Source organism: Flavonifractor sp. An4, from assembly GCF_002161755.1.
Classification (GTDB): domain Bacteria; phylum Bacillota; class Clostridia; order Oscillospirales; family Oscillospiraceae; genus Flavonifractor; species Flavonifractor avicola.
Genome location: NZ_NFIL01000014.1, coordinates 47,629 through 69,273, shown reverse-complemented (window position 1 = coordinate 69,273; position 21,645 = coordinate 47,629). Strand labels below are relative to the sequence as shown.

The window sequence follows — 21,645 nt, the reverse complement described above, 5'->3', positions numbered from 1 at the left end:
GCAATAGGTGTCCTGATGCTCCACCACCTCGACCTGACCGTTTGCAAAAGAGGCAGCCACCGCCTGGATCAGTTCCACCGTGGGTGTTCCCTGTCCCCGCAGCTTGGAGATCACCCTGGCCCGGCGGAATGCTTCGTCCTTGGACAGGTCCACCGGGATGCCGTAGGCTGTCTCCCACAGCTCCAGGCCCCATCCGCTGGCGGTCTGAGGCCATAGCTGGGCAAGGGTAACGTCCAGATCCTCCCCCGCTCGTCGGCAGATCTCACCCAGCACACGCTGGAGCTCCGCAAAAGGGATGCTGCGGTAAAGGTCAGGGAGCTGGAGCATCAGATCGTATCGGTCCATCAGGCGGTCACCTCCACAGTACCCACCACCGGGACCTGGTTGGGCTGCACCGTGATATCAGCCGTTCCACCATTGACTGTGAGCGATGTGGCGTTGATCACGCCATCGACTGTCAGCAGCAGTGCCAGAACCCGGTTGTAGATCACGGTATAAGCCTTGTCATCGCCCGGAGTGTAGTAGATCACGCCGTATTTCTCCCGGATCAGGCTGGACAGGTACTCCCCCAAGCGCACCCGGAAGGCCTCCTCAACCACCTCAGCAGAGGCAGTTGCCGTGATCACAACCACAGCAGTCACATCCAGCGTCAGCGCCGCCGGGGCGGATACGGAAACCACGGCGCCAATGGGCCGCTGGGCATCGATGAGCGTCTGGCATTCCTCCACGATCTCCGGGGAGGCCGGGGCCATCGTGCTGTCTACCAGGGTCACGCCCACGGTGCCGGCCCCCTCTGCCAGCTCAACCACCTTGGCGTCTCCAACGCCCGGCACAGACATGGCCCACGCCCGATATTGCCATCCGTTTGTCCCGTTGACAGGCTTCTGCCGGCGCTCCTGGATGCGTTGCAGCAGGGCCGTGTCGCTCTCCTGATCCGTACCGCCGGAAGCCTGCTCATTGGTATAGGCAGATAACCCGGGCAGGCTGACAAACGTATTGACAATGGTACCTGGGCCGATATTGTATTATCCAACCATAAAAGGCGCGCCGCTGACACCCATGACAGGGTGCATTCTGATCTGCTGGGCCGGCCTGTGCCTGACGCCGGTGGCAATCAACATCCATGCAGATCATGTGTGGCGTGCGCTGCATCGTGAGGAGGCTGCAAAATGATACAGAGTATGAGTTTGCCCCTCTGTTCCGACGTGCTGGGGGAGTATCAGGACTGGGCAGATTTGCAGCAGGAGGTACATACCCTGGGCTGTGACGGCATTGAGGCTATATGGGGCGGAGAAGCCATTCCGGAGGATCTGCCGGCCGGGCTGGTACAGGGATACCATCTGCTTTTTTTCCAGGACTGGGTGGATCTCTGGAACGGGAACTGGCCAGCACTGCAGGAGAAGTACGGCTCATTGGAGCGAGCCGCTGCTGTATATGGCGGGCTGGATCAGGAGACACTGCTGCGGCAGTACCGGCAGGATCTGGAGCGCGCAAAGCGCCTGGGCGCCCAATATGTGGTGTTTCATGTATCGGACGTCTCCATGCAGGAGTGCTTTACCTATCGCTTTTCCCACACCGACAATCAGGTCATTGACGCCGCTCTGGAGCTCATAAACGAGCTGCTGCCGGGAAAACAGTGGCCCTTTGCAGTTCTGGTGGAAAACCAGTGGTGGCCCGGCTTTACCTTCACCGAGCCCAGCCAGACCCAGCGGTTACTGGATGGCATCCGCTATGCCAATATGGGTATCCTGTTGGATACCGGACATCTGATGAACTGCTGTACCGAGCTGCGAAGCCAAAGTGAGGGAGCTGCCTATATCAGCGCCATGCTGGACCGGCACGGCGAGCTGGGCGCTATGATTCGCGGTGTCCATTTCCATCAGTCTCTCAGCGGGCGCTATGTCAAACGTCATACCGGCCGGCTGCCGGAACAATGGCCGGAGGAATTCCGGCAGCGGTTTGCTGTCAACTACGACCATATCCTCCGGATCGATCAGCACCAGCCCTAGACGGATCCAGCTATATTGCCCGTGCTGGAGCGGATTCAGCCCACCTGGCTCACCCATGAATTGACATCCCGTACCAGAAGGGAGCGGGCACAAGCGGTAGCGGTCCAACGGGCCCTGCTGCGGAAGAGAGAGAATATTCCATGACAGACACCTTTGTAATTGAACATCTTTGCTTTTCCTATCCGGAGCAGTCCGGGGCCATTCTGCAAGACATGAGTCTGACGGTCCGGCGGGGAGAATTTCTGGTGCTCTGCGGCCCCTCCGGCTGCGGAAAGTCCACGCTGTTGCGGCAGCTGAAAACGGTGCTTGCCCCTCATGGCCGCCGGAGCGGCACCATTCTTTTTGAAGGACAGCCGCTTGACAGCATGGACCAGCGGCAGCAGACGGAGTGCATCGGCTTTGTCCAGCAGAGTCCGGACAACCAGATTGTCACCGACAAGGTCTGGCATGAGCTGGCCTTCGGGCTGGAGAGCCTTGGCTATGAGACGCCGGTGATCCGCCAGCGGGTGGCGGAGATGGCCGCCTTTTTCGGTATCGAGAACTGGTTCTATAAAAATGTAACGGAGCTGTCCGGCGGACAGAAGCAGCTGCTCAATCTGGCCTCCGTTATGGCTATGCAGCCCTCGGTTCTGATTCTGGACGAACCCACCTCCCAGCTGGACCCCATTGCAGCATCGGACTTTCTGGCTACCCTTGGACGCATCAACCGGGAGCTGGGCACGACCATCCTTCTGACGGAGCATCGTTTGGAAGATGCGTTTCCGCTGGCCACCCGGGTGGCCGTCATGGAGGAGGGGAAGCTGCTGTGCAGCGGTACGCCTGCCGAAGTGGGCACAGCCCTGCGAGCCAGCGGGCACACCATGTTCCTGGCCATGCCCACTGCGATGCGGGTGTGGGCAGCGGTGGAACAGGAAGGGATATGCCCGGTTACAGTTCGGGAGGGACGGGACTGGCTGACGGCCTACAGCGTGGAGCATCCGCCCTGTCCGCTGCCGCCAGAGCCATCTCGGGTCTACCCGGATGGCGCTGTACTAGAGGCGTCGGAGTTGTGGTTCAAGTATGAGAAAGACAGCCCCGATGTGGTGCGGGGACTGAACCTCACCCTAAAAAGGGGCGAGTTCTATGCGCTTATGGGTGGAAACGGCGCCGGGAAATCCACATCGCTGAAGCTGCTGGCCGGACTTTTGAAACCCTATCGGGGAACGGTAACCCATCAGGGAACGATTGGCGTTTTGCCTCAGAATCCTCAGACCCTCTTCGTGAAAAAAACAGTTCAGGAAGATCTGGCGGAGATCCTGAACGGCAGCAAAGAGGAAAAGGCAGAGCGCATTGCCCGTGTGGTGGCCCTGTGCCGGCTGGAGGGGCTGCTGGAGCATCATCCTTATGACCTGTCCGGCGGAGAGCAGCAGCGGGCGGCATTGGCAAAAGTCCTGTTGCTGGATCCTGATATTCTTCTGATGGACGAACCAACCAAGGGGTTGGACGCAGAGTTCAAACAGGTTTTTGCGGAAATTTTGCAGGTGCTTTTGCGGCGGGGCGTTACAATCCTGATGGTCAGCCATGATATTGGATTCTGCGCCCGCTATGCTCACCGCTGTGCACTGTTTTTTGATGGAGGTACCGTGTCGGAAGGGACGCCCCGTGCCTTTTTTTCGGGGAACAGCTTTTATACGACCTCTGCCAACCGTATGGCACGGGATCAGGAGCCTGAGGCCATTACACCGGAGGATGTGATCGTTCTGTGCGGCGGGAAACTGCCGCCTGTACCGGAGTTGTCGGATGACATCCCGCCCCTGCCGGAGCCAGCAGAAGTAAGCGCGGCAGGAAAGCCCAAAAAACTGCCGTGGTGGCGGAAACTTCTGGCGGCAATGTCTGGTGCTGTATCGCTGCTTTTATTTCTTTCCTTTCTTGGTGTAGGGAATTTGACTGCGCTGGTCAATGCAGAGGGATTGACTGCTCTGGCTGGTGACCAGTTGGCGCTGTACTCCATATTTTGTATTTCCCTATTGGTGTTTGCCGCAGCTATCACCCGCCGCAGTCACCGGCCGGACTATTTGCGGCAGACACCAAAGGAACAGCGCAAGCTGACAAAACGCACACTGGTGGCAACGATCCTGATTGTGCTGCTTATCCCTGTAACGCTTTTTGTGGGCATTACTTATCTGGGCGGTAAGAAGTATTACTTCATTTCTCTGCTAATTTTATTGGAGACGATGCTGCCCTTTTTCCTGATCTTTGAAGGCCGGAAACCCCAGGCCCGGGAGTTGGTCATCATCGCGGTGCTGTGTGCCATTGCTGTGGCAGGGCGGGCGTTCTTCTTCATGCTGCCCCAATTCAAACCGGTGATGGCGGTGACCATCATTGCAGGGGTGGCCTTTGGAGGAGAGACCGGTTTCCTGGTGGGCGCCATGACCATGTTGGCCTCCAATATGATGTTCGGGCAGGGACCGCTGACCCCGTGGCAAATGTTCGCAATGGGCATCATCGGCTTTCTGGCGGGCATTCTGTTCCGCAAGGGACTGCTGATGCGCACGCGGGGATCTCTGTGTGTCTTTGGCGCCCTCTGCGCCATCCTGATTTACGGCGGCGTTATGAACGCGGCCTCCGCTCTGACAGCCAACCGGGAACTGACGGGCGGCATTCTGCTGAGCTACTATGTTACCGGTATGCCTTTTGATTGTATCCATGCTGTGGCCACTTGGCTGTTTCTCTGGTTTGCGGCAGAACCGATGCTGGAGAAGCTGGACCGCATTAAGGTCAAATATGGCCTGGTGGAGTAAATACATATTCCGGAATCGGCAGCCACACAGCTATATACTATACCCATGAAGCCCAGGGAGCATATGCTTCCTGGGCTATCCTTTTATCTGGAGGTATGGTTATGAATGTATTGCTGGTCGCACCCCTGGAGCCGCCCCGGGCGGCAGAACTGGACAACACCCTGGAAGCCATGCAGCAGGCGGTAGGCGGCCCCATCCAGGCGGTCTACCCCTTCGAAGAGCCGGTTGCCCTCATCTGTCACGAGGAGGGCAAGCTGGTGGGACTGCCTCTCAATCGCTGCCTGCGGCTGGACAGCGGGGAGATCTACGACATCATCGCAGGTACCTTCTTTCTGTGCGCTGCCCCGCCGGACAGCGAGGACTTTGAGGGCCTGTCGCCGGAGCAGCTGGAGCGGTACCGCCGCCGCTTCGCCCGGCCGGAGATTTACCTATGATGGAGCGGCTTATGGAGGACGGCTTCCGCTACGGGGAGCCGGTGTACACCCAATGCTCAGAGGAGATGATAGTCTTGTCGGAGGAACTGCGCAAACAGCTGGACCGGGAGGCGGCCGATCTGCTGGACAGGTTGGAGGATGTCTTTGTGAAGCGGGAGACGGCTTCCGTGGAGGGGGCCTTTCGGGAGGGAGTCCGGGTGGCCATTCTGCTGGCTCTGGACCTCTTTCCCCCTTCCGGACCGACTGAACTCTGAGCTGTATACTATAAGCTACGATGGCCTCGGGGAAAGCCCCGGGGCTTTTTTGCGTTTTAAGGAGGAATTACCATGAAAGAACTGCACACCTGCGAACTCTGCGGCGCTTCTCTGCCAACCGGGCAGCTCTACCATTTCGATGGCCAGGAGCTGTGCGCTCAATGCCTGGACAACCACACCCTGTTCTGCAGCTATTGCGGCGAGCGGATCTGGGAGAGTGACAACGCAGGCACCACTGACACTCCACTGTGCCAGGACTGCTTTGACGACCACTATGTCCGCTGCTGCCGCTGCGGTGCTCTGGTGAGAGAGACCGGGGCCTATTACGAAGAGTCGGACGAATTTGACGAGCGGCCCTACTGCCTGGACTGCTTCCATACCCTGTCCCGGGACAAGCCCATCCACGATTATTATTACAAACCGGAGCCCATCTTCCAGGGAGAGGGGCCCCGGTTTTTCGGTGTGGAACTGGAGCTGGATCAGGGCGGCGAGGATCCGGACAGCGCCCGGGCGCTACTGGATATCGCTAACGCCGGGTATCCTCTGATGTACATCAAACACGACGGTTCCCTGGACGACGGCCTGGAGCTGGTGACCCATCCTTTGTCCCTGGACTGGCAGCTTCACGCTATGCCCTGGGAGGATGTTTGCCGGAAGGCCCTCTCCCTGGGCTACCGCAGCCACCGGGCCAGCACCTGCGGGCTCCACATCCATGTGAGCCGGGCGGCCTTCGGGCCTACCCAGCAGGAGCAGGACCAGGCCATTGCCCGGGTGCTCTACTTCTTTGAGAAACACTGGGAGGAGCTGCTGAAGTTCAGCCGCCGCACCCAGCGGCAGCTGGAGCGATGGGCCGCCCGGTACGGCTACAAAGAGCACCCCATGGACATTCTGGACTTTGCCAAGAAGGGCTACCACGGGGGACGGTATACCTGCGTCAATCTGCAAAACCCGGATACGGTGGAGTTCCGGATGTTCCGGGGCACCCTGAAAACCAACACCATTCTGGCTACCTTGGAATTGATCGACCGCATCTGTGATGCAGCGGTGCATCTGTCTGATGAAGAGCTGAAAGGCATGGCCTGGACTACCTTTGTATCCGGCTGTCAGCAGCCGGAGCTGGTGCAGTACCTGAAAGAACGGCGGCTCTATGTGAACGAGCCTGTGGAAAGCGAGGAGGAATCCTGATGTGCTGTTTGTTTGGAATCATGGACAACAACGGAAGTCTCACCGGTAAGCAAAAGACCAGGCTTATCCGGGCACTGGCGGCTGAGAGCGAGGTCCGGGGGACGGACGCCGCCGGCATCGCATACAACAGCGGCGGCAGGCTCCAGATCTGCAAAGGCCCCGGTCCCGCCCGCAAGCACCGCTTCTTCGTACCAGGAGACGCCAGAGTGGTGATGGGCCATACCCGCATGACGACCCAGGGGGATGCAAAATATCCCCAGAACAATCATCCCTTTGCCGGGAAGGTGGGCAGGCTGCACTTTGCCTTAGCCCACAATGGGGTGCTGTACAACGACAAGAGCCTGCGCAAGAGCAAGAAGCTGCCTCAGACAAATATTCAAACGGACAGTTATGTAGCGGTGCAGCTGCTGGAACAACAGGGAGCCCTCACACCGGACAGCCTGAGCAAGATGGCTGAGACGGTGGAGGGCTCCTTTGTGTTTACGGTGCTTGACCATAAAGACCGGCTGTATCTGGTGAAGGGGGATAACCCACTGACCATCTGGCATTACCCGCGGCTGGGGCTGTACATCTACGCCTCAACCCTGGCCATTCTGCATCAGGCAGTAAACCGCACCTGGCTGGCCGGGGAGCCCTTCCGGGAGGTACCGGTCTCTGACGGGGAGATCCTGAGATGGGATAAGCATGGCCTAACCACGGCGGGACAGTTCATGATGACCTATCCTGTCTATCGCCCATGGCATCCCTGCGCCCGCTCGTATCAGCCGGACCGGAGCTATCTGCGTACCCTCAAGAACATCGCCTCCGCGCTGGGCTATACGCCGGAGGACATCGACGAGCTGCTGGAGGCCGGGTATTCCACCGATGAGATCGAGGAGGCGCTGTACGGCATCCCCGGCTGGCAGGAATATCGTTAGGGTATACCCCTGTGAGACGGTAAAAAAGAGTCCCAATAGGGTCGGTTTCGGACATTTGAGACGTCTCAGTTGTCCGGCACACCCTATTGGGACTCCGCTCATTCAAATCAGCTTTTCCAGCAGCCCTTCAAAGAGGGACAGGTAGCAGGTCTGGATCCGCCGGAAAATCTGGTCGGCGGTGTTCTCATCGTAAATATGGGAGGTCATGTTGCGGTCGTTGAGCAGGCCGATCCATCCGTCGCTGTCGGAGATCAGGCCGTCCGCAAAGGCCTGCCGCATCACCGCCTTGGGGCTGTTCAGATCCACATGGCCCTGGTCCAGCAGCCACTCCCTGGTGGTTTTCCAGGCCAACTCACAGGTGAACTCAAATCGCTGGATGATGCCATCCCGGGCCAGCTGCGGATCGGAGGCGCCCTCGTATCCTGCAAGCCCCTCCTTCAGACGAAGCAGGGCACTCTCAAAATTCGCCCGTTTGATTGTAAACTTGTCCATCAGGATCACTCCGTCCTTTTTCACGTTATCTAACAGCGCCTGGGATGTGCGGTCATCCACAAAGACCACATCGACCTTATGGAGGCTGGGAAGGTCATCCACAGCATTCAGCAGTTGAGGCTGACAGGCAGCCGGGACTCCCCAGAGGGCAAAGTCGTAGTCGCTGTCCGGGCGAAAATCACCTCTGGCCCGGGAGCCAAACAGGCACAGCCGCTGGGCATGATAGCGCTCCGCTACCGCTTTCATCTCTTTTATCAGGCGATCCATCCGGCCCCCTCCTCTGCGTTTGTGCTCCTCTATCTTAGCACAGACAAGCGCACACAACAATACAAGAAAAGTATACCACAGAATAAAACAGAGATCATGTTGAAGGGAGAACGATCCCACTATGAAAATCGGATATATCAGAGTAAGTACCCAGGAACAAAATACCCTGCGCCAGGAGGTGCTGATGGAGACGCTGGGAGTGGACCAGATCTATATCGATAAGATGAGCGGCAAAAACGCTGAGCGGCCTCAGCTGAAAGAGATGATGTCCTTCGTTCGCCGGGGAGATACCGTCATCGTGGAGTCCATCAGCCGCTTCGCCCGCAACACGAAAGATCTGCTGGAGCTGGTGGAGCAGCTGGCCGTCAAGGAGGTGGTCTTTATCTCCCAGAAGGAGGCCATCGACACCGCCACGCCCACCGGAAAATTCATGCTTACCGTGTTTGGTGCGGTGGCCGAGCTGGAGCGGGCGTACCTCCTCCAGCGCCAGCGGGAGGGCATTGAGATTGCCAAGACTCAGGGGAAATACAAGGGGCGAAAGCCCATTCAGCCGGCTGATCTTGATGCTGTAGTCGATCAATGGCGCGCCGGCCACATCACAGCTGTACAGGCTATGAAGAAACTGGGGATGAGCAAGGCGACCTTTTACCGGCGCATAAAATGGATTGGCTCTAAAAAGAAATCCGGGAAAAACCCCGGATATCCCGGATATCCCGGATTTCCCGGATTTTCTGGATAGCTTACTTGATTTGGCGCTGCAAAATAACTTCCAATTCAGATTTAAGTTTCTCGGCAAGTGTTTCCCGCAGCAATGATAACGCCAGATATTCTACGATACAAGGGCGAAGATAATTTTGCATATCTTGATTGCTGACATCAGGAAGGTTATCTGGCAAACGGAAGTTTGCAATACGCATTGCCGGATTCTCTCGGTGAAGCAGATAGTCTTCACCGGGAAAACGCTTTTCTGAGAGTGTGCTCATTTCGCGCAGCGTGTTCACATACAGGGCCTTACGCGCTTGGGCATCTGCCTCTTGTTCGGCGGCTTTGCGTAGAACCCTTCTTTTCAACGCCCTCTGTTCTTTTGCAAGAAAATTTTGATGAGTCATGAGCCAGTCTCGTATCTGCAAATGGATCTTAACGCAGCCCCTTTTGTTGTATTCTTTTCTCTGCGGCCAAAACCAGGGATATGACTTCAAGATGGCTGGATCGAAAGAGATTTGTTTGTCTGCATATAAGCAAACGGCTTGGTAGGCTTTCATCACAGGTAATTCTAAAAATTCTGGATCCTGAATCTGATTCAAAGGATAGTTTGTCAGTATTAGGAAGAGTTCCCGTTGTAGGGCACAGGATATTTCATCAGTAGGGACTACACACTGCAGTGCAGTAAGAAGTTCACGATAATTATTAAGGTTTTGCTCCCCAAAATTGAGCTGTGAAAGATCAAATCCGCGGATGCACTGATCCCATTTTGTGTCTGCAAGTAGATGCCGCCCTTTGGTCAGATAGAGAAACCAGACAAGTGCAGAGATTTGGTACCCTGTGTCCTGCTGCTTATCAATATCAGATAATTGTTGAAAGAGAAGCGTGGCGATCTCACAGGTATGCGCAAAGTCCTCTTTATTTGCATGATTTGAAGATCTGAGAGACTTTTTTAACTGATTTCTTATAAAGAGCGGCAGCGGCTGGGAGAGTTCGGGTTGACTTTCATCGTGATCAAAGCAAAAGCCCTGCTGCAAAAGATGTTCTATTATAGCTTTCAGTTTGACCAGTTGGGTCAAGCGAAGATTGGGAAGGACAGCTTTTTTTAAGACTGTTTTTGCTCGACGCATCTCTTGATATCGCCGCCAGATCGTTTCGTTGATATCAGGATAATATTTGGGTGCTCTGCTTGTGATGCGAGCCCACCAATACTCGGCAGCCAGATAACCGGGGAGCCAGAGACGTACCGCGGATTCATACTGGATATCAGTAAGCGGCTCTTCCATAAACTGGTTTAATACGGTCCTGGCATCCTTGTCAAAGAGATAGTACCTTTCCTCTTTGTCGCGCCGAAATACTTCGCTGACAGTTTTGTGCTGCGCGTTACACTGCTTGACTAAATTTACAACCATTTCCAGTGCCCATTTGAGGGGGATATCAGGATATATATTCCGTATGGAATGCCATGTCCTGGTAACATAATCTATATTTCTGACTATGTCAGGATCCATTTTGACATTCATCTCGCGCAGGATCTCTTTTGTTTTGGAATAGCAATATCGCTTGGAAAAATGTTCTCTGAGTTTTGTATTGGCGTAACAGTCCATATTGTGATAGGCCAAATTATTTTCTGACGTAACAAGACGTTCTCTGTCATCAGCATAAAGGATCCCGTCTTCACTTAAGAAAGTGAGATATGCATCAATCTGCTCCTCAAATGAACTGTTTGTACAATCTCTCGACCATCGTTCAAAAGAAAGTAATTTATCACGTAACGGAGCCTTCTGCTTGATTTGTTTGGGAAAGTTACGGATCAGAGCATAGACCTTTTTGTAGCGAGAATCCGTTTGAGGAATTAGCGTATTATTCAGCATTGTCTGTGCCCTGGCCGACGGTGTTAGTCTTCTCATTGCCATAAAACCCATCCTAACCTCTGCTGCACATATAGCGACTGCCGGAATATGCAACTTAAAAAAAGAAAATATTTTTACATAAAAAATGTTTCGTTTTTATGATCTCCTGTTTGCAAATGCGCCATTAAGAGCCGATTTAATTACGATACGGGAAAATAAAAAAGAAACGCAACGATGTTCCAATAAATACCAAATGATAAGTGAGTCGCTATAAAGAGTCTAAAGAAATGAAAAATGCAATTATATAGAGAAAAATGAAACAATTTTTAGTTTTATGTGCTCATGTTTGCAAATTCGAGCTTTTGGGGGAAATTCGATACAATTGGGGTGGATCAAACAGAAAGGAGCAGATGCTATGTTCAAAGGTTTTACGACAGAGAAGCAGACTACTACATCAGCCAGTTCAGATGCGAAGGTAATGCGGCCCGGCGTCGAGTGGGGGACGATGACAGAATTTAAGCAAACAAAAAAGCGGAAAAAGAAGGCGAAGAAGAAAAGGAAGGTGAAGAAGGAAAAGAAGGCATCGAACAACGCTGAAATCAACCAGGAGCTGATCCCGGTTCTTTACCAGGCTATAGCCGGGATGGACCGCGCCAATCAGAGGCTGTGCGAGCTGCTGGAGCGGTCCAGGGAATCTACAGCGGACAACAGAGCGTGGGTCTGGAGCAAGGGCGAGATTATTTGTTTGCGCCGCAAACTTCTCCCCGATTAGGAGGTAATTTTATGAGTGGTATGGGAATATATCGTGACGGTAAACGGCTATGTAATTTTGAGGTTGCGGTCGCCCAGATCTATCGATGGGCAGATGGGCCCAACTGTGGCGCGCTGGCATTCATTGACCTTCATTTGCGCTCGGATGCAGGTTGCTATCAGGAGCGGGTTCCGGCGGAGTGCATCGGCAAGCTGGAGTTTCTGAAGCGGCATCCCGATCTCTGCCTCTACCAGCGCCGTTACCGGGATAGCCTGTCCGCCTGCCTCTCTGAACGTCTGTCAGAATATCTTCAAAGGAACACAGGGGGGCTGGCATTTTGCCAGACGGGGCTGCACCGGTTGGAAAAGGGGGCCGTATTCGTAGCCGGGAACCGGGTGATCGGAGGATGTGAGGTAGACGCAATCTTTTCACAGGATATTGCCCGCCTGCACTTGGAGCCAGCCCGGTATGAGTCAGGACGGCAGGCAGAGGAACTGCTGGAGCGCCTCCAGGCCAACGACCCATTCGTTACCACCCCTGTGTTCGCATTTGGAATTCTGACCGCACTCCAGAGCCTGGTTCTGGAGTGCGGGATCCCGCTGGCCAGTGTGCTCTACATCAGCGGACGGTCTGGGCTGGGAAAAACAGAAACTGTAAAGCGCTTTTTCGCAGTGTACGACCAGGACAATACCGGCCGTCCTGCGCTGATTACCGAAGCGGGCAGCACCATGGCTGGCTTTCGGGAAAACCTGCGGGCGGCCCGGGATCTGCCTGTCGTGCTGGACGATCTGTGCCTCTCAACGGGAAAGGATTCTCAGCGCAAGCGGTTGCAAACCGGCGCGCAAGTCATCCGGGAGGCCTCTAACAAAGGCGCCGTACGGACCAAAGCGGGCGAACACGGGATGTTTCCTTCCACTGAGGCTGGGGTAGCCATCACCGCGGAGTTTGATATGCAGACGGTTTCGGATGTGACCCGTTGTATTATTGTATCCCTGGACCATCCCATGAAAGGCGGGCGGACGGATGACCGCATCATTGCCGCAGGGGCTTTGTCAGCCTTTCTGGAATGGTTTCTTCCCCGGTATGAGCAGGAGGCACAGCTGCTGCGGGAGCGTTACCAAGCCACAACAGAAAACAAGCGGCTGGATCGGTTGGCTACCGGGCAGTTCTGCCTGCAGTGGGCCTTTGAGCGTTTCATGCGCTTTGCAGTAGAGACGGGGGCGACAGACGAAACCTGCTACAAAGAGACAATCAGGTTCTTTGACCGGACACTCAAGATATGGAACAAAAAGCAAAAGCAGATCCTTGACCGCATCGAATCCGCCATTATCAAGGAATCCATCCCATGTCTGTTATGGAAGGGAATCCAGAAAAAAATAATTCCTGTGCACCAAAAACTGAAAAAGCTGGAGGAGGGCTATGCTGTTATCCGAGGTCAGGACCTGTTTCTCCCGCCCGGCGTGGCAGAATGGTTCATCTCGGTGCAGAATGGATATCGGGGGATCAACCGGAATAGGATAGGGAGAGCGCTAAAGCTTGCCGGGGTGCTGGTCACACACGAGAGTGACAAGGCCAACACCGTGAAGCCGGCGCAAGGATTCCACAGAGTGTACCATATCCGGCTGGACCAGCTGGAAAAAGCGGCATTATTTGAGACAGGAGGGAATGGTTTTGAAAGTAGTACATCTGCATCCACATTCAGAGGGTTCTGAGGACCAGCGCATCGCTGCCCTGCTGGAAGTCTACCGTGCCTGCATCGCGGCATTGCGCAGGCGGCGGGCAATTTAAAGGAGCGGCTTTTACATCACGGGATAAAAGGAGGTGTCCGCTCTGGACGCGATCTATGCCCGGCAGTCCGTGGACAAAGCGGACAGCCTCTCTATCCAGGGGCAGATTGATCTGTGCCGTCAAAAGGCGGGGGAAGAGGTCCAGATCTATCAGGATAAGGGATATTCCGGCAAGAATACCAATCGCCCGGCCTTCCAACGCATGATGGAGGATGTGGAACGGGGCCGGATCCAAAAGATCATTGTCTACCGGCTGGACCGGTTCTCCCGCTCCATTGCCGACTTCGGGCGGCTGTGGGAGCTCTTGAAGCGGCACGGCGTGGAGTTTGTCTCCATCAATGAGACCTTCGATACTTCCACTCCCATGGGGCGGGCCATGCTGAACATCATCATGGTCTTTGCCCAACTGGAGCGGGAGACTACCGCCCAGCGGGTGCGGGATAACTATTATCAGCGGGCCAGGCTGGGCGCCTGGCCCGGCGGTCCCGCACCCTATGGGTTTGAGATCGGCAAGCTGCCGGGGCCGGATGGAAACCTGCTCCCCGGCCTGCTGCCCAATGAACAGGCGCCCGTGGTGGAGCGGATCTTTCAGGACTATGCCATGGAGGGAGCAAGCCTGGGCAGTGTGGCCCGGGCTCTGAATGCGGACGGTATCCCGGCTCCAAAACGGGCCGTGTGGGACAACGTATCCTTGTCCCGGATTTTACATAGTCCGGTATATGTCATGGCAGACGAGGATGTCTACCTCTACTATCAAGGGAAGGGACTCAATTTCGCCAACCGGCTGGAGGAGTTCGACGGTCTCCACGCCGGCATGGTGGTGGGCAAGCGGGACCGGAGTGCCGGCAAGTACCAGGACCTGAAAGAGCAGCACTTTTCCCTGTCCACCCATTACGGGCTGATCCCGTCCGCCCTGTGGCTCCAATGCCAGTACAAGCTGGACGCCAACCGGCAGCTGGGCGGTGCAGGCCGTGGAAAGCACACCTGGCTGTCCGGACTGCTGAAATGCGGCTGCTGCGGGTACAGCGTCAAAGTAAACCGGGACAGAGATAAATATTATCTGATCTGCAGCGGGCGTTCCAACCTGGGTCTTTGTGACGCATCCATCCGGGTGGATCTTCGGGAGCTGGAGGCCTGTGTGGAAGCGGAGCTGGAAAAGCTGCTGGCGGAATGTCCGGATACGGAAGCCGGTCCGGCAGAGGACCGGGGGGCGGCCCAGGCTCTGGCACAGATCGATCAGAAAATCGAACGGCTCATATCCGCGCTGGCCGAGAGCAGCGATTTGACCATGCCCTACATCAACCGGACCATTGAAAAGCTGGAGAGGCAGCGGGGGGAATTGCTGGAACGTCAGAGCAAGCTGCATAAGGCGTCGAGGGCAAAGCCGGAGCATCTGAGATTTGGTCCTCTGACCTTCGAGCAGAAAAAACTGGTAGCAGCCCAGTTCATAGGGGAGATCCGCCTGTCCGGCGAGAAGGCGGAGGTAATCTGGAGGGTATAAGTGTCCCTGTGTAAAGCAGGACATCTTATACCCTCTGATTTTTTGTCTGCCTGGAGTGGGGGCTCCACGCATCTTACATGGTACGGGTAATACCCTCACACACCAGCTCCAGGCTTTCGATGGCTACCTCCTTGCTGGTGGAGTTGAAGTCTGGGGCGGTGTACTTGGTGGGCCAGGCCTTTTTCAGCTGCCAGGACGCGGAGACCTTCCCCTCGTCGTCCACCAGGGTGATCACAACCGTTTTGCGGTTGATAGTGTTGTTTTGCACTTCGGTCATCCAGTTTATAAAGGCCAGGGAGTCGGTGGTACCACGCTTCAGGGTGACGTTGGAATACTTCAGAATGCCGGGGGTCTTGCGTGCCGGATTCATCTGCCGGTACTCCATGGGGTCGGCGGCAATGTCGGGGGAGGAGACTTCGGAAAATCCGGCCTCCTCTGTCTCGTCAATGGTTACCCTATAGTTGTATTTTTTGAATGGAGAGATAATATACGCCATCATTTTATTCCTCCTCAGCAGTGCTGGGTGTTGATTTGGGTGCGCTGGGTGATGCGGAAGACCACAAATTCAGACGGGCGCACCGGAGCCACACCAATCTCACAGATGAGCTGCCCGTTGAGAATATCGTTCTGAGTCATGGTATCGGTGCCTACGTTGACATAGTAGGCCTGGTCCGGCATGGAACCGGCCAGGGATCCGTTGCGGCGCTGGGCCTCCAGGAACATGGTGATGGTGCCCTTTACCCTGGTCCACAGGCTCTCGTCGTTGAGCTCAGAGGCCACCCAGTTGGTATGGGCCCGGATGGACTGCTCCAGAAAGAAGAAGAGACGCCGCACGTTGACGTACTTCCATTTGCCGTCGTTGGAGCAGGTGCGGGCGCCCCATAACCGGGTGCCCTGGCCGGGAATGGAGCGGATCAGGTTAATACCGATGGGGTTGAGCTTGGCCTGCTCAGCGGTATTGTAGTTGGCGCTTAGACCGGTACAGCCCCGCACCACCTCGTTTGCCGGGGCCTTGTGCACCCCGCGCTGGGTATCGCTGCGGGCATAGATGCCGCACACAGCGCCGGAGGGGGGCTGGAGAACGGACTGGTTGCACAGGGGGTCAAACACCTTGATCCAGGGGGCATACATGGCGGCATAGGAGCTGTCATAAACGCCGCGGAAGGCTGTCAGACTGGCGATATTCACCTTGTCCTGGGGGGTGTCCAACACTGCCAGACGATTGCCCATGGTCTCGCAGTGGGCGATAAGGGCGGCCTGCACGTCCTGGTCGGTCACACCGGGAATGGCCATGATATTCACATCGAACAGCTCGGTAAAGGCGGCCAGACCGGTGGGCTGGCCGGGGATGGCGGCGCTTCCCTTATACAGACTGGCGGCTGGATGGGGCAGGGTTCCGTCAGTGCCGCCGGACAGTTGGAGGGTCAGACTGTTGTCCGTTTCGCCCAGACTGGCCAGGGAGGCGCTCTGGCTGTCCTTCTGGCTCTGATCTGCCGGCTCCGCCGTTACCGTCACCAGCTGGGATAGCTGCAGCCGGGTTATCAAGTAGTCGGAAGAGTCTGGATTGAGGGTGCAGCCGGAATAGGTTTCGGTCATGCTGCCGTGACTCACCACGACGTTCAGGACGGGGAGCTCCGCGGTGCAGGCGTCATCCGCTTTGCCGGCCACCGACTGAACCTGGCTTTTGCTCTTGCTGTCGGCTGTTATTACAATGCTCAGCTGGTTGCCCCATTCACCGGGATCCTTGGCGGTAAAGGTAAAGCGGCCCTGGGTGACCGTTGCCCGGGTGCTGTCCTCGGGTACCACCCGCATTACATAGCAGGTGTTGCCTCCGTTGGTAAAGAAGTGCTCTACCGCATTGGGAAGGAACCGGTTGCTGCCGTACCGCTGAGGAGAGAGATAGGAGCCGAACCGGCGCTGGTATTCGGCAAAGCTGGTAATGAGCACAGGAGTTCCCGCAGTGGGTCCCTTTTCCGCCAGACCGATAAATCCCGCGGTACTGGTGCCGACACCCCCCATGAGCGTGGCACCCCAAGTCAGATATTCTGCCATATGTGTCCCTTCTTTCTACGCACACACCGGAATAGAGACACTGCTATCCTGCATTTATAGTTGTTTCCATTATAATCCGGTCGAGAAATATTGACAATCATTTTCTGAGCTGCTATCTCCGCTTGACACCATGTGACCTCTGTACGCGGTCGAATTTTGGCGATTTAGCTGGTCATAAATAAGCGATCAAAAATATTCAGAGGATATTGGTAGTTAGCTAAACCCAACAGTAAAATAAAACGAGGATAAAAAAGGAAGTGAGGGGCTACATTTAATCATCTGTTTGTGTAAAAAGTGAGACTTTTCTTGCTGTTTTTTTATCTTTAGAATATTGCAAGGCGAATACAATATCGGTATAATTAGGAAGATACATATTGTCGCAGGTGGTATTTCTGTAAGTGTTTTGGTCGGATTTGGGTGTATGAGACGGCTGCTGAAAGAGACTCCTGAGCAAGGTGCAGTAAGCCTTATTTTCATGCATAAAAACAGAATCGACATAAGAAACCGACCCACTGCCATCTATGAGCTGTGGGCCGATTTGCTGTGCACAACTATTGTTTTACAGGAGAGAGGATAAATGAAGCCTTTTGAGAAAAAAGTTTGGCTTTCCACCCCTACCATGCACGGGGAAGAACTGAACTATGTGACCCAGGCCTATGAGAGCAACTGGATGTCTACAGTTGGAGAGAATATCAATGAAGTGGAGCGGCTGACCTGCGAAAAGGTGGGATGCAAGTATGCTGTAGCGCTTTCGGCAGGAACGGCCGCCCTTCATCTGTGTGTAAAGCTGGCTGGAGTAAAGCCCGGTGATACGGTGTTTTGCTCTGACATGACGTTTGGGGCTACAGTCAACCCGGTGGTATATGAGGGCGGTGTACCGGTCTTTATCGACACCGAGCGGGATACCTGGAATATGGACCCGGTGGCGCTGGAAAAGGCCTTTGAGCTTTATCCACAGACCAAAGTGGTGGTGGTGGCCAACCTGTATGGCACGCCGGCCAAGCTGGACGAGATTCGCGCCATCTGCGATGCTCATGGAGCGGTGTTGATTGAGGATGCTGCCGAATCTCTGGGCGCTACTTATAAAGGGGTACAGACCGGAACGTTTGGTATGTATAACGCGATTTCCTTTAATGGGAACAAGATTATCACCGGCAGCTCCGGTGGTATGCTGTTGACTGATGATCTGGAGGCGGCCAACAAGGCGCGGAAGTGGTCCACCCAGAGCCGGGAGAATGCTCCTTGGTACCAGCATGAGGAACTGGGCTACAACTACCGCATGAGCAACGTGATCGCCGGTGTTGTGCGGGGCCAGTATCCGCACCTGGAGGAGCATATTGCCCAGAAGAAAGCCATTTATATGCGCTATCAGGAGGGGCTGAAGGATCTGCCTGTTACCATGAATCCCTACGATGGGGAGAACTCTGAGCCCAACTTCTGGCTGTCCTGCTTGCTGATCGACCGGGAGGCCATGTGCCGCCAGGTGAGGGGTGAGACGGATGCTCTGTATATCAGCGAACCCGGCAAGAGCTGTCCTACAGAGATTCTGGAAACACTGGCTAAGTATAATGCCGAGGGCCGTCCCATCTGGAAGCCCATGCATATGCAGCCCATCTATCGGATGAACGGCTTTGTGACCCGGCAGGGGAATGGCCGGGCGCGCACCAACGCCTACATTGCCGGCGGTGTGGAAGATGTGGGTGCGGATATCTTCCAGCGAGGACTGTGCCTGCCCAGCGACAATAAGATGACGGTTGAGGAGCAGGATGCCATTATTGAGATGATCCGCAGCTGCTTTGTGTGATCAAGGAGGAAAGAAGATTGAAGACTAAGCATAAGCCTTACGGCCCTTATGAGCGATTCTTTAAGCGGCCCATTGATATTTTTTGCGCTTTGGCTGCCATTATTGTGTTTTGCTGGCTGTACCTCATTGTGGCCATCCTGGTGCGGGTCAAGCTGGGCAGCCCAGTGCTGTTTACCCAGGATCGGCCCGGAAAGGATGAAAAGATCTTTAAGCTGTATAAATTTCGCACCATGACAGATGCGCGAGATGAGCATGGCAACCTGCTGCCCGATGATGTTCGGCTGACCAAATTTGGAAAACTGCTGCGCGCTACCAGCTTGGACGAGCTTCCCGAGGCGTTCAATATCCTCAAGGGGGATATGAGCGTGATTGGTCCCAGACCTCTCCTGGTAAAGTACCTGCCTCGTTATAATAAGGAGCAGCACCGCCGGCATGAGGTGCGTCCGGGATTGTCCGGTTATGCCCAGGTAAACGGAAGAAATACCGTGTCGTGGGAAGAGAAATTTAAACTGGATGTAGAATATGTGGACCACATTACGTTTTTAGGGGATGTCCACATTATTTTTAGTACAGTCATGAAGGCCTTTGTCAAGCGGGAGGGAATTAGCTCTGAGACCTCTGCTACTATGGAAGAGTTTTTGGGGACAAGAGAGGAGATACTATAATGAATTACTTAATGTTAAGCGTCGGAAGACGTGGTGAACTTTTAAAGAATTTTAGAAAGTCAATTAGCAAAGAATCAAGAATTATTGCAACTGATTTGAGCCCATATGCACCAGCACTGTATTTTGCAGATAAACAGTATCTTGTTCCACGAATTGATGATCCAGCATATGTTGATATAATATTAGATATATGTAAACGGGAATCTATTGATGCAGTAACAACTTTCATTGATCCTGAAATTGAAATTCTTGCATTGAATAGAGATAGGTTTGTAGCGGTGGGCGTTGAAGTATTAGCACCATATAAAGAAACTGCAAAAATTTGCTTTAATAAGTATTTGATGTATCAGCATTTATTGAAAAGTGGTATTCCTACCGTTACAACATGGGGAACACTACAAGAGTTTGACGAAGCATTTAGAGAGAAGAAGGTGTCTTTTCCTGTTTTTGTAAAACCCAGGGAGGGCAGTGGAAGTGTCGGAGCAAGAAAAGTATATAGTTATGAAGAGCTTACTGAGTCTATGAAGGAAGATCCTAGCCTCATTGTGCAGGAATTCATGGATTGCTTGGATCTGGATGCAGATGTGTATATTGATACTATTACACATGAAGCCGTATCAGTGTTCGCAAAGAAAAAAGTCGAGACTCGCATTGGTGGAGCAAGTAAAACTATATCTTTTAAAGACGAGAAGCTATTTGATTTTATATCTCAAATTGTCAAGACACTTCAGTTTAATGGCCCGGTTGATATGGATTTCTTTTATCGCAATGGACAATATTTTCTTTCTGAAGTAAATCCTAGATTTGGCGGAGCATATTTGCACGCCTATGGTGCCGGTGTTGACTTTATTAAATTGATTGAGAATAATTTGCATGGAATAGCCAATGAGCCGAGTTTTGGAGATTATGAAGATGATGTGGTCATGATGATGTATGATAGTGTTGTAATAAAAAAAACAGGAGAATTAGCTGAAAGATGAAAGGTGTTGCCTTTAATGCATTGTAAAATATGACGAACGCGGCGTTATTACAAAATATCATGACATTATGATAAAACGATTAGGAAAATGATGACGATTTGTATAGGATAAGATATGAAAATTGTTATATTAGCAAATAATAGTGACGGGTTGTATGGATTCCGAGGTGAATTAATCCAAAAACTGAAGCAGCAGGCCTTAATTATTGTAGCTGTGCCATATGGAGAACAAGTGGACGGCCTCATTAGATATGGATGTGACTGTATTGACATACCGGTTGATCGGCGTGGAATTAATCCGCTAAAAGACCTTGCTTTATTTAGACAATATAGACGTATTATTAATCAGGAAAAGCCTGATTTGGTCATTACCTATACCATTAAACCCAATATTTATGGTGGCCTGGCATGCAGATGGGCTAAGGTGCCTTATGCCGTCAATATTACGGGGCTGGGCACTGCATTTCAGAATCCCGGTATGCTGCGTAAACTGGTAACTCATCTGTACCGTATGGCGTTAAAAAGAGTCAAAGTTGTTTTCTTTGAGAATGCAGAAAACCAGCAGATTTTCATTGATGAGAAAATTGTAGCCAAAGAAAAAACTTGCCTCTTAAATGGAGCGGGTGTTAATTTGGATCATTATCAGGTGACTGAATACCCGACTTGCGACGGCCCAACTCGGTTTCTATTTGTGGGACGAGTTATGCAGGAAAAGGGAATTGATGAGTTGTTTGAGGCTATGGATCTCCTGAACCGGGATGGAATTGCCTGTACGCTGGATGTTTTGGGCGGGTTTGAGGAGAACTACGCCGAAAAAATGGAGCGGTACCAGAAGGACGGCTGGCTTCACTATCACGGCTATCAGAAGGATGTGCGGCCCTTTATTGCCCAGAGTCACTGCTTTGTGCTGCCCTCTTGGCATGAGGGAATGGCTAATACCAATCTGGAGTGCGCCGCCAGCGGCCGGCCGGTGATCACCAGTAATATTCATGGCTGCAAGGAAGCTGTGATTGATGGTGTCAGCGGCCTGCTCTGCCAGCGTAAAGATTCAGACAGCCTGTATGAGGCTATGAGACGGTTTGCTGGGCTGGATTATGAGCAGCGCAAGCAGATGGGCCTGGCTGGGCGAAAGCATATGGAAGCGGTTTTTGATAAGCAAAAAGTTGTAAAAGAGACTTTGGAAGGATTGCTTCGCAGGTGAGATAAGGGAGAA

General features: G+C 53.7%; 20 protein-coding genes. 14 read left to right on the top strand and 6 right to left on the bottom strand.

Going from position 1 to position 21,645, the window contains the following annotated elements; translation table 11 throughout:
* Positions 1-345, bottom strand: a 345-nt coding sequence (locus B5F94_RS08050; protein ID WP_143383263.1) for a putative phage tail protein, incomplete at its 3' end; no start/stop codon positions are given.
* Positions 345-983 (bottom strand): baseplate J/gp47 family protein, encoded by a 639-nt coding sequence (locus B5F94_RS08045; RefSeq protein WP_242965634.1) that lies wholly within the window; start codon positions 981-983, stop codon positions 345-347. The genes B5F94_RS08045 and B5F94_RS08050, both read right to left, overlap by 1 nt.
* A 186-nt stretch (positions 984-1,169) precedes the next feature.
* Between B5F94_RS08045 and B5F94_RS08040 the strand changes: the two genes are divergently transcribed.
* The 6 genes from B5F94_RS08040 (at position 1,170) to B5F94_RS08015 (ending at position 7,579) form a co-directional block, all read left to right on the top strand.
* Complete coding sequence (locus B5F94_RS08040) at positions 1,170-2,009, top strand: TIM barrel protein (RefSeq protein WP_242965631.1); 840 nt, start codon at positions 1,170-1,172, stop codon at positions 2,007-2,009.
* A 140-nt stretch (positions 2,010-2,149) separates the two neighbouring features.
* A complete protein-coding gene (locus B5F94_RS08035) occupies positions 2,150-4,789 on the top strand; it encodes an ECF transporter S component (RefSeq protein ID WP_087329254.1) in 2,640 nt (879 codons plus the stop codon).
* Positions 4,790-4,890: 101 nt separating this feature from the next.
* Positions 4,891-5,223 (top strand): DUF3846 domain-containing protein, encoded by a 333-nt coding sequence (locus tag B5F94_RS08030; protein ID WP_204247474.1) that lies wholly within the window; start codon positions 4,891-4,893, stop codon positions 5,221-5,223.
* Positions 5,220-5,477, top strand: a complete 258-nt coding sequence (locus tag B5F94_RS08025; protein WP_087329252.1) for a hypothetical protein — start codon at positions 5,220-5,222, stop codon at positions 5,475-5,477. Before B5F94_RS08030 ends, B5F94_RS08025 begins: the two co-directional genes overlap by 4 nt.
* 72 nt (positions 5,478-5,549) lie before the next feature.
* Positions 5,550-6,662 (top strand): amidoligase family protein, encoded by a 1,113-nt coding sequence (locus B5F94_RS08020; RefSeq protein WP_087329250.1) that lies wholly within the window; start codon positions 5,550-5,552, stop codon positions 6,660-6,662.
* Positions 6,662-7,579, top strand: a complete 918-nt coding sequence (locus B5F94_RS08015) for a class II glutamine amidotransferase (protein WP_087329248.1) — start codon at positions 6,662-6,664, stop codon at positions 7,577-7,579. Before B5F94_RS08020 ends, B5F94_RS08015 begins: the two co-directional genes overlap by 1 nt.
* 102 nt (positions 7,580-7,681) lie before the next feature.
* On the opposite strand, the gene B5F94_RS08010 is transcribed toward B5F94_RS08015, so the two are convergent.
* Positions 7,682-8,338, bottom strand: coding sequence for an HI0074 family nucleotidyltransferase substrate-binding subunit (locus B5F94_RS08010; protein ID WP_087329246.1), 657 nt, complete (start codon positions 8,336-8,338; stop codon positions 7,682-7,684).
* A 121-nt stretch (positions 8,339-8,459) separates the two neighbouring features.
* Here B5F94_RS08010 and B5F94_RS08005 point away from each other — a divergent pair, with 121 nt between their 5' ends.
* Positions 8,460-9,077 carry a recombinase family protein gene (locus B5F94_RS08005; protein ID WP_087329244.1) on the top strand — a complete coding sequence of 206 codons (618 nt, stop codon included), beginning with the start codon at positions 8,460-8,462 and terminating at the stop codon, positions 9,075-9,077.
* Position 9,078: 1 nt separating this feature from the next.
* On the opposite strand, the gene B5F94_RS08000 is transcribed toward B5F94_RS08005, so the two are convergent.
* The gene (locus B5F94_RS08000) at positions 9,079-10,956 is read right to left on the bottom strand and encodes a hypothetical protein (protein ID WP_087329242.1); all 1,878 of its coding nucleotides are present in this window, start codon (positions 10,954-10,956) and stop codon (positions 9,079-9,081) included.
* Between the two features lie 352 nt (positions 10,957-11,308).
* Between B5F94_RS08000 and B5F94_RS07995 the strand changes: the two genes are divergently transcribed.
* From B5F94_RS07995 to B5F94_RS07985, 3 genes are all read left to right on the top strand, one after another.
* Positions 11,309-11,665, top strand: a complete 357-nt coding sequence (locus tag B5F94_RS07995) for a hypothetical protein (RefSeq protein WP_087272358.1) — start codon at positions 11,309-11,311, stop codon at positions 11,663-11,665.
* Positions 11,608-13,356, top strand: coding sequence for a DUF927 domain-containing protein (locus tag B5F94_RS07990; protein WP_143383262.1), 1,749 nt, complete (start codon positions 11,608-11,610; stop codon positions 13,354-13,356). Before B5F94_RS07995 ends, B5F94_RS07990 begins: the two co-directional genes overlap by 58 nt.
* A gap of 109 nt (positions 13,357-13,465) precedes the next feature.
* Positions 13,466-14,932: a recombinase family protein gene (locus B5F94_RS07985; RefSeq protein WP_087329238.1), complete on the top strand. Its 1,467-nt coding sequence runs from the start codon at positions 13,466-13,468 to the stop codon at positions 14,930-14,932.
* Between the two features lie 73 nt (positions 14,933-15,005).
* On the opposite strand, the gene B5F94_RS07980 is transcribed toward B5F94_RS07985, so the two are convergent.
* Positions 15,006-15,431: a phage tail protein gene (locus B5F94_RS07980; protein WP_242965629.1), complete on the bottom strand. Its 426-nt coding sequence runs from the start codon at positions 15,429-15,431 to the stop codon at positions 15,006-15,008.
* Positions 15,432-15,442: 11 nt separating this feature from the next.
* The gene (locus B5F94_RS07975; RefSeq protein ID WP_087329236.1) at positions 15,443-16,984 is read right to left on the bottom strand and encodes a phage tail sheath family protein; all 1,542 of its coding nucleotides are present in this window, start codon (positions 16,982-16,984) and stop codon (positions 15,443-15,445) included.
* Between the two features lie 577 nt (positions 16,985-17,561).
* Between B5F94_RS07975 and B5F94_RS07970 the strand changes: the two genes are divergently transcribed.
* The 4 genes from B5F94_RS07970 (at position 17,562) to B5F94_RS07955 (ending at position 21,633) form a co-directional block, all read left to right on the top strand.
* A complete protein-coding gene (locus B5F94_RS07970; RefSeq protein ID WP_087329234.1) occupies positions 17,562-18,788 on the top strand; it encodes a DegT/DnrJ/EryC1/StrS family aminotransferase in 1,227 nt (408 codons plus the stop codon).
* A complete protein-coding gene (locus B5F94_RS07965; RefSeq protein ID WP_204247478.1) occupies positions 18,788-19,453 on the top strand; it encodes a sugar transferase in 666 nt (221 codons plus the stop codon). Before B5F94_RS07970 ends, B5F94_RS07965 begins: the two co-directional genes overlap by 1 nt.
* On the top strand, positions 19,453-20,433 hold the full coding sequence (locus B5F94_RS07960) for an ATP-grasp domain-containing protein (protein ID WP_087329230.1): 981 nt from the start codon (positions 19,453-19,455) through the stop codon (positions 20,431-20,433). The genes B5F94_RS07965 and B5F94_RS07960 overlap by 1 nt, the downstream gene beginning before the upstream one ends.
* Positions 20,434-20,547: 114 nt before the next feature.
* Positions 20,548-21,633 (top strand): glycosyltransferase family 4 protein, encoded by a 1,086-nt coding sequence (locus B5F94_RS07955; protein ID WP_087329229.1) that lies wholly within the window; start codon positions 20,548-20,550, stop codon positions 21,631-21,633.
* Positions 21,634-21,645: the final 12 nt, after the last annotated feature.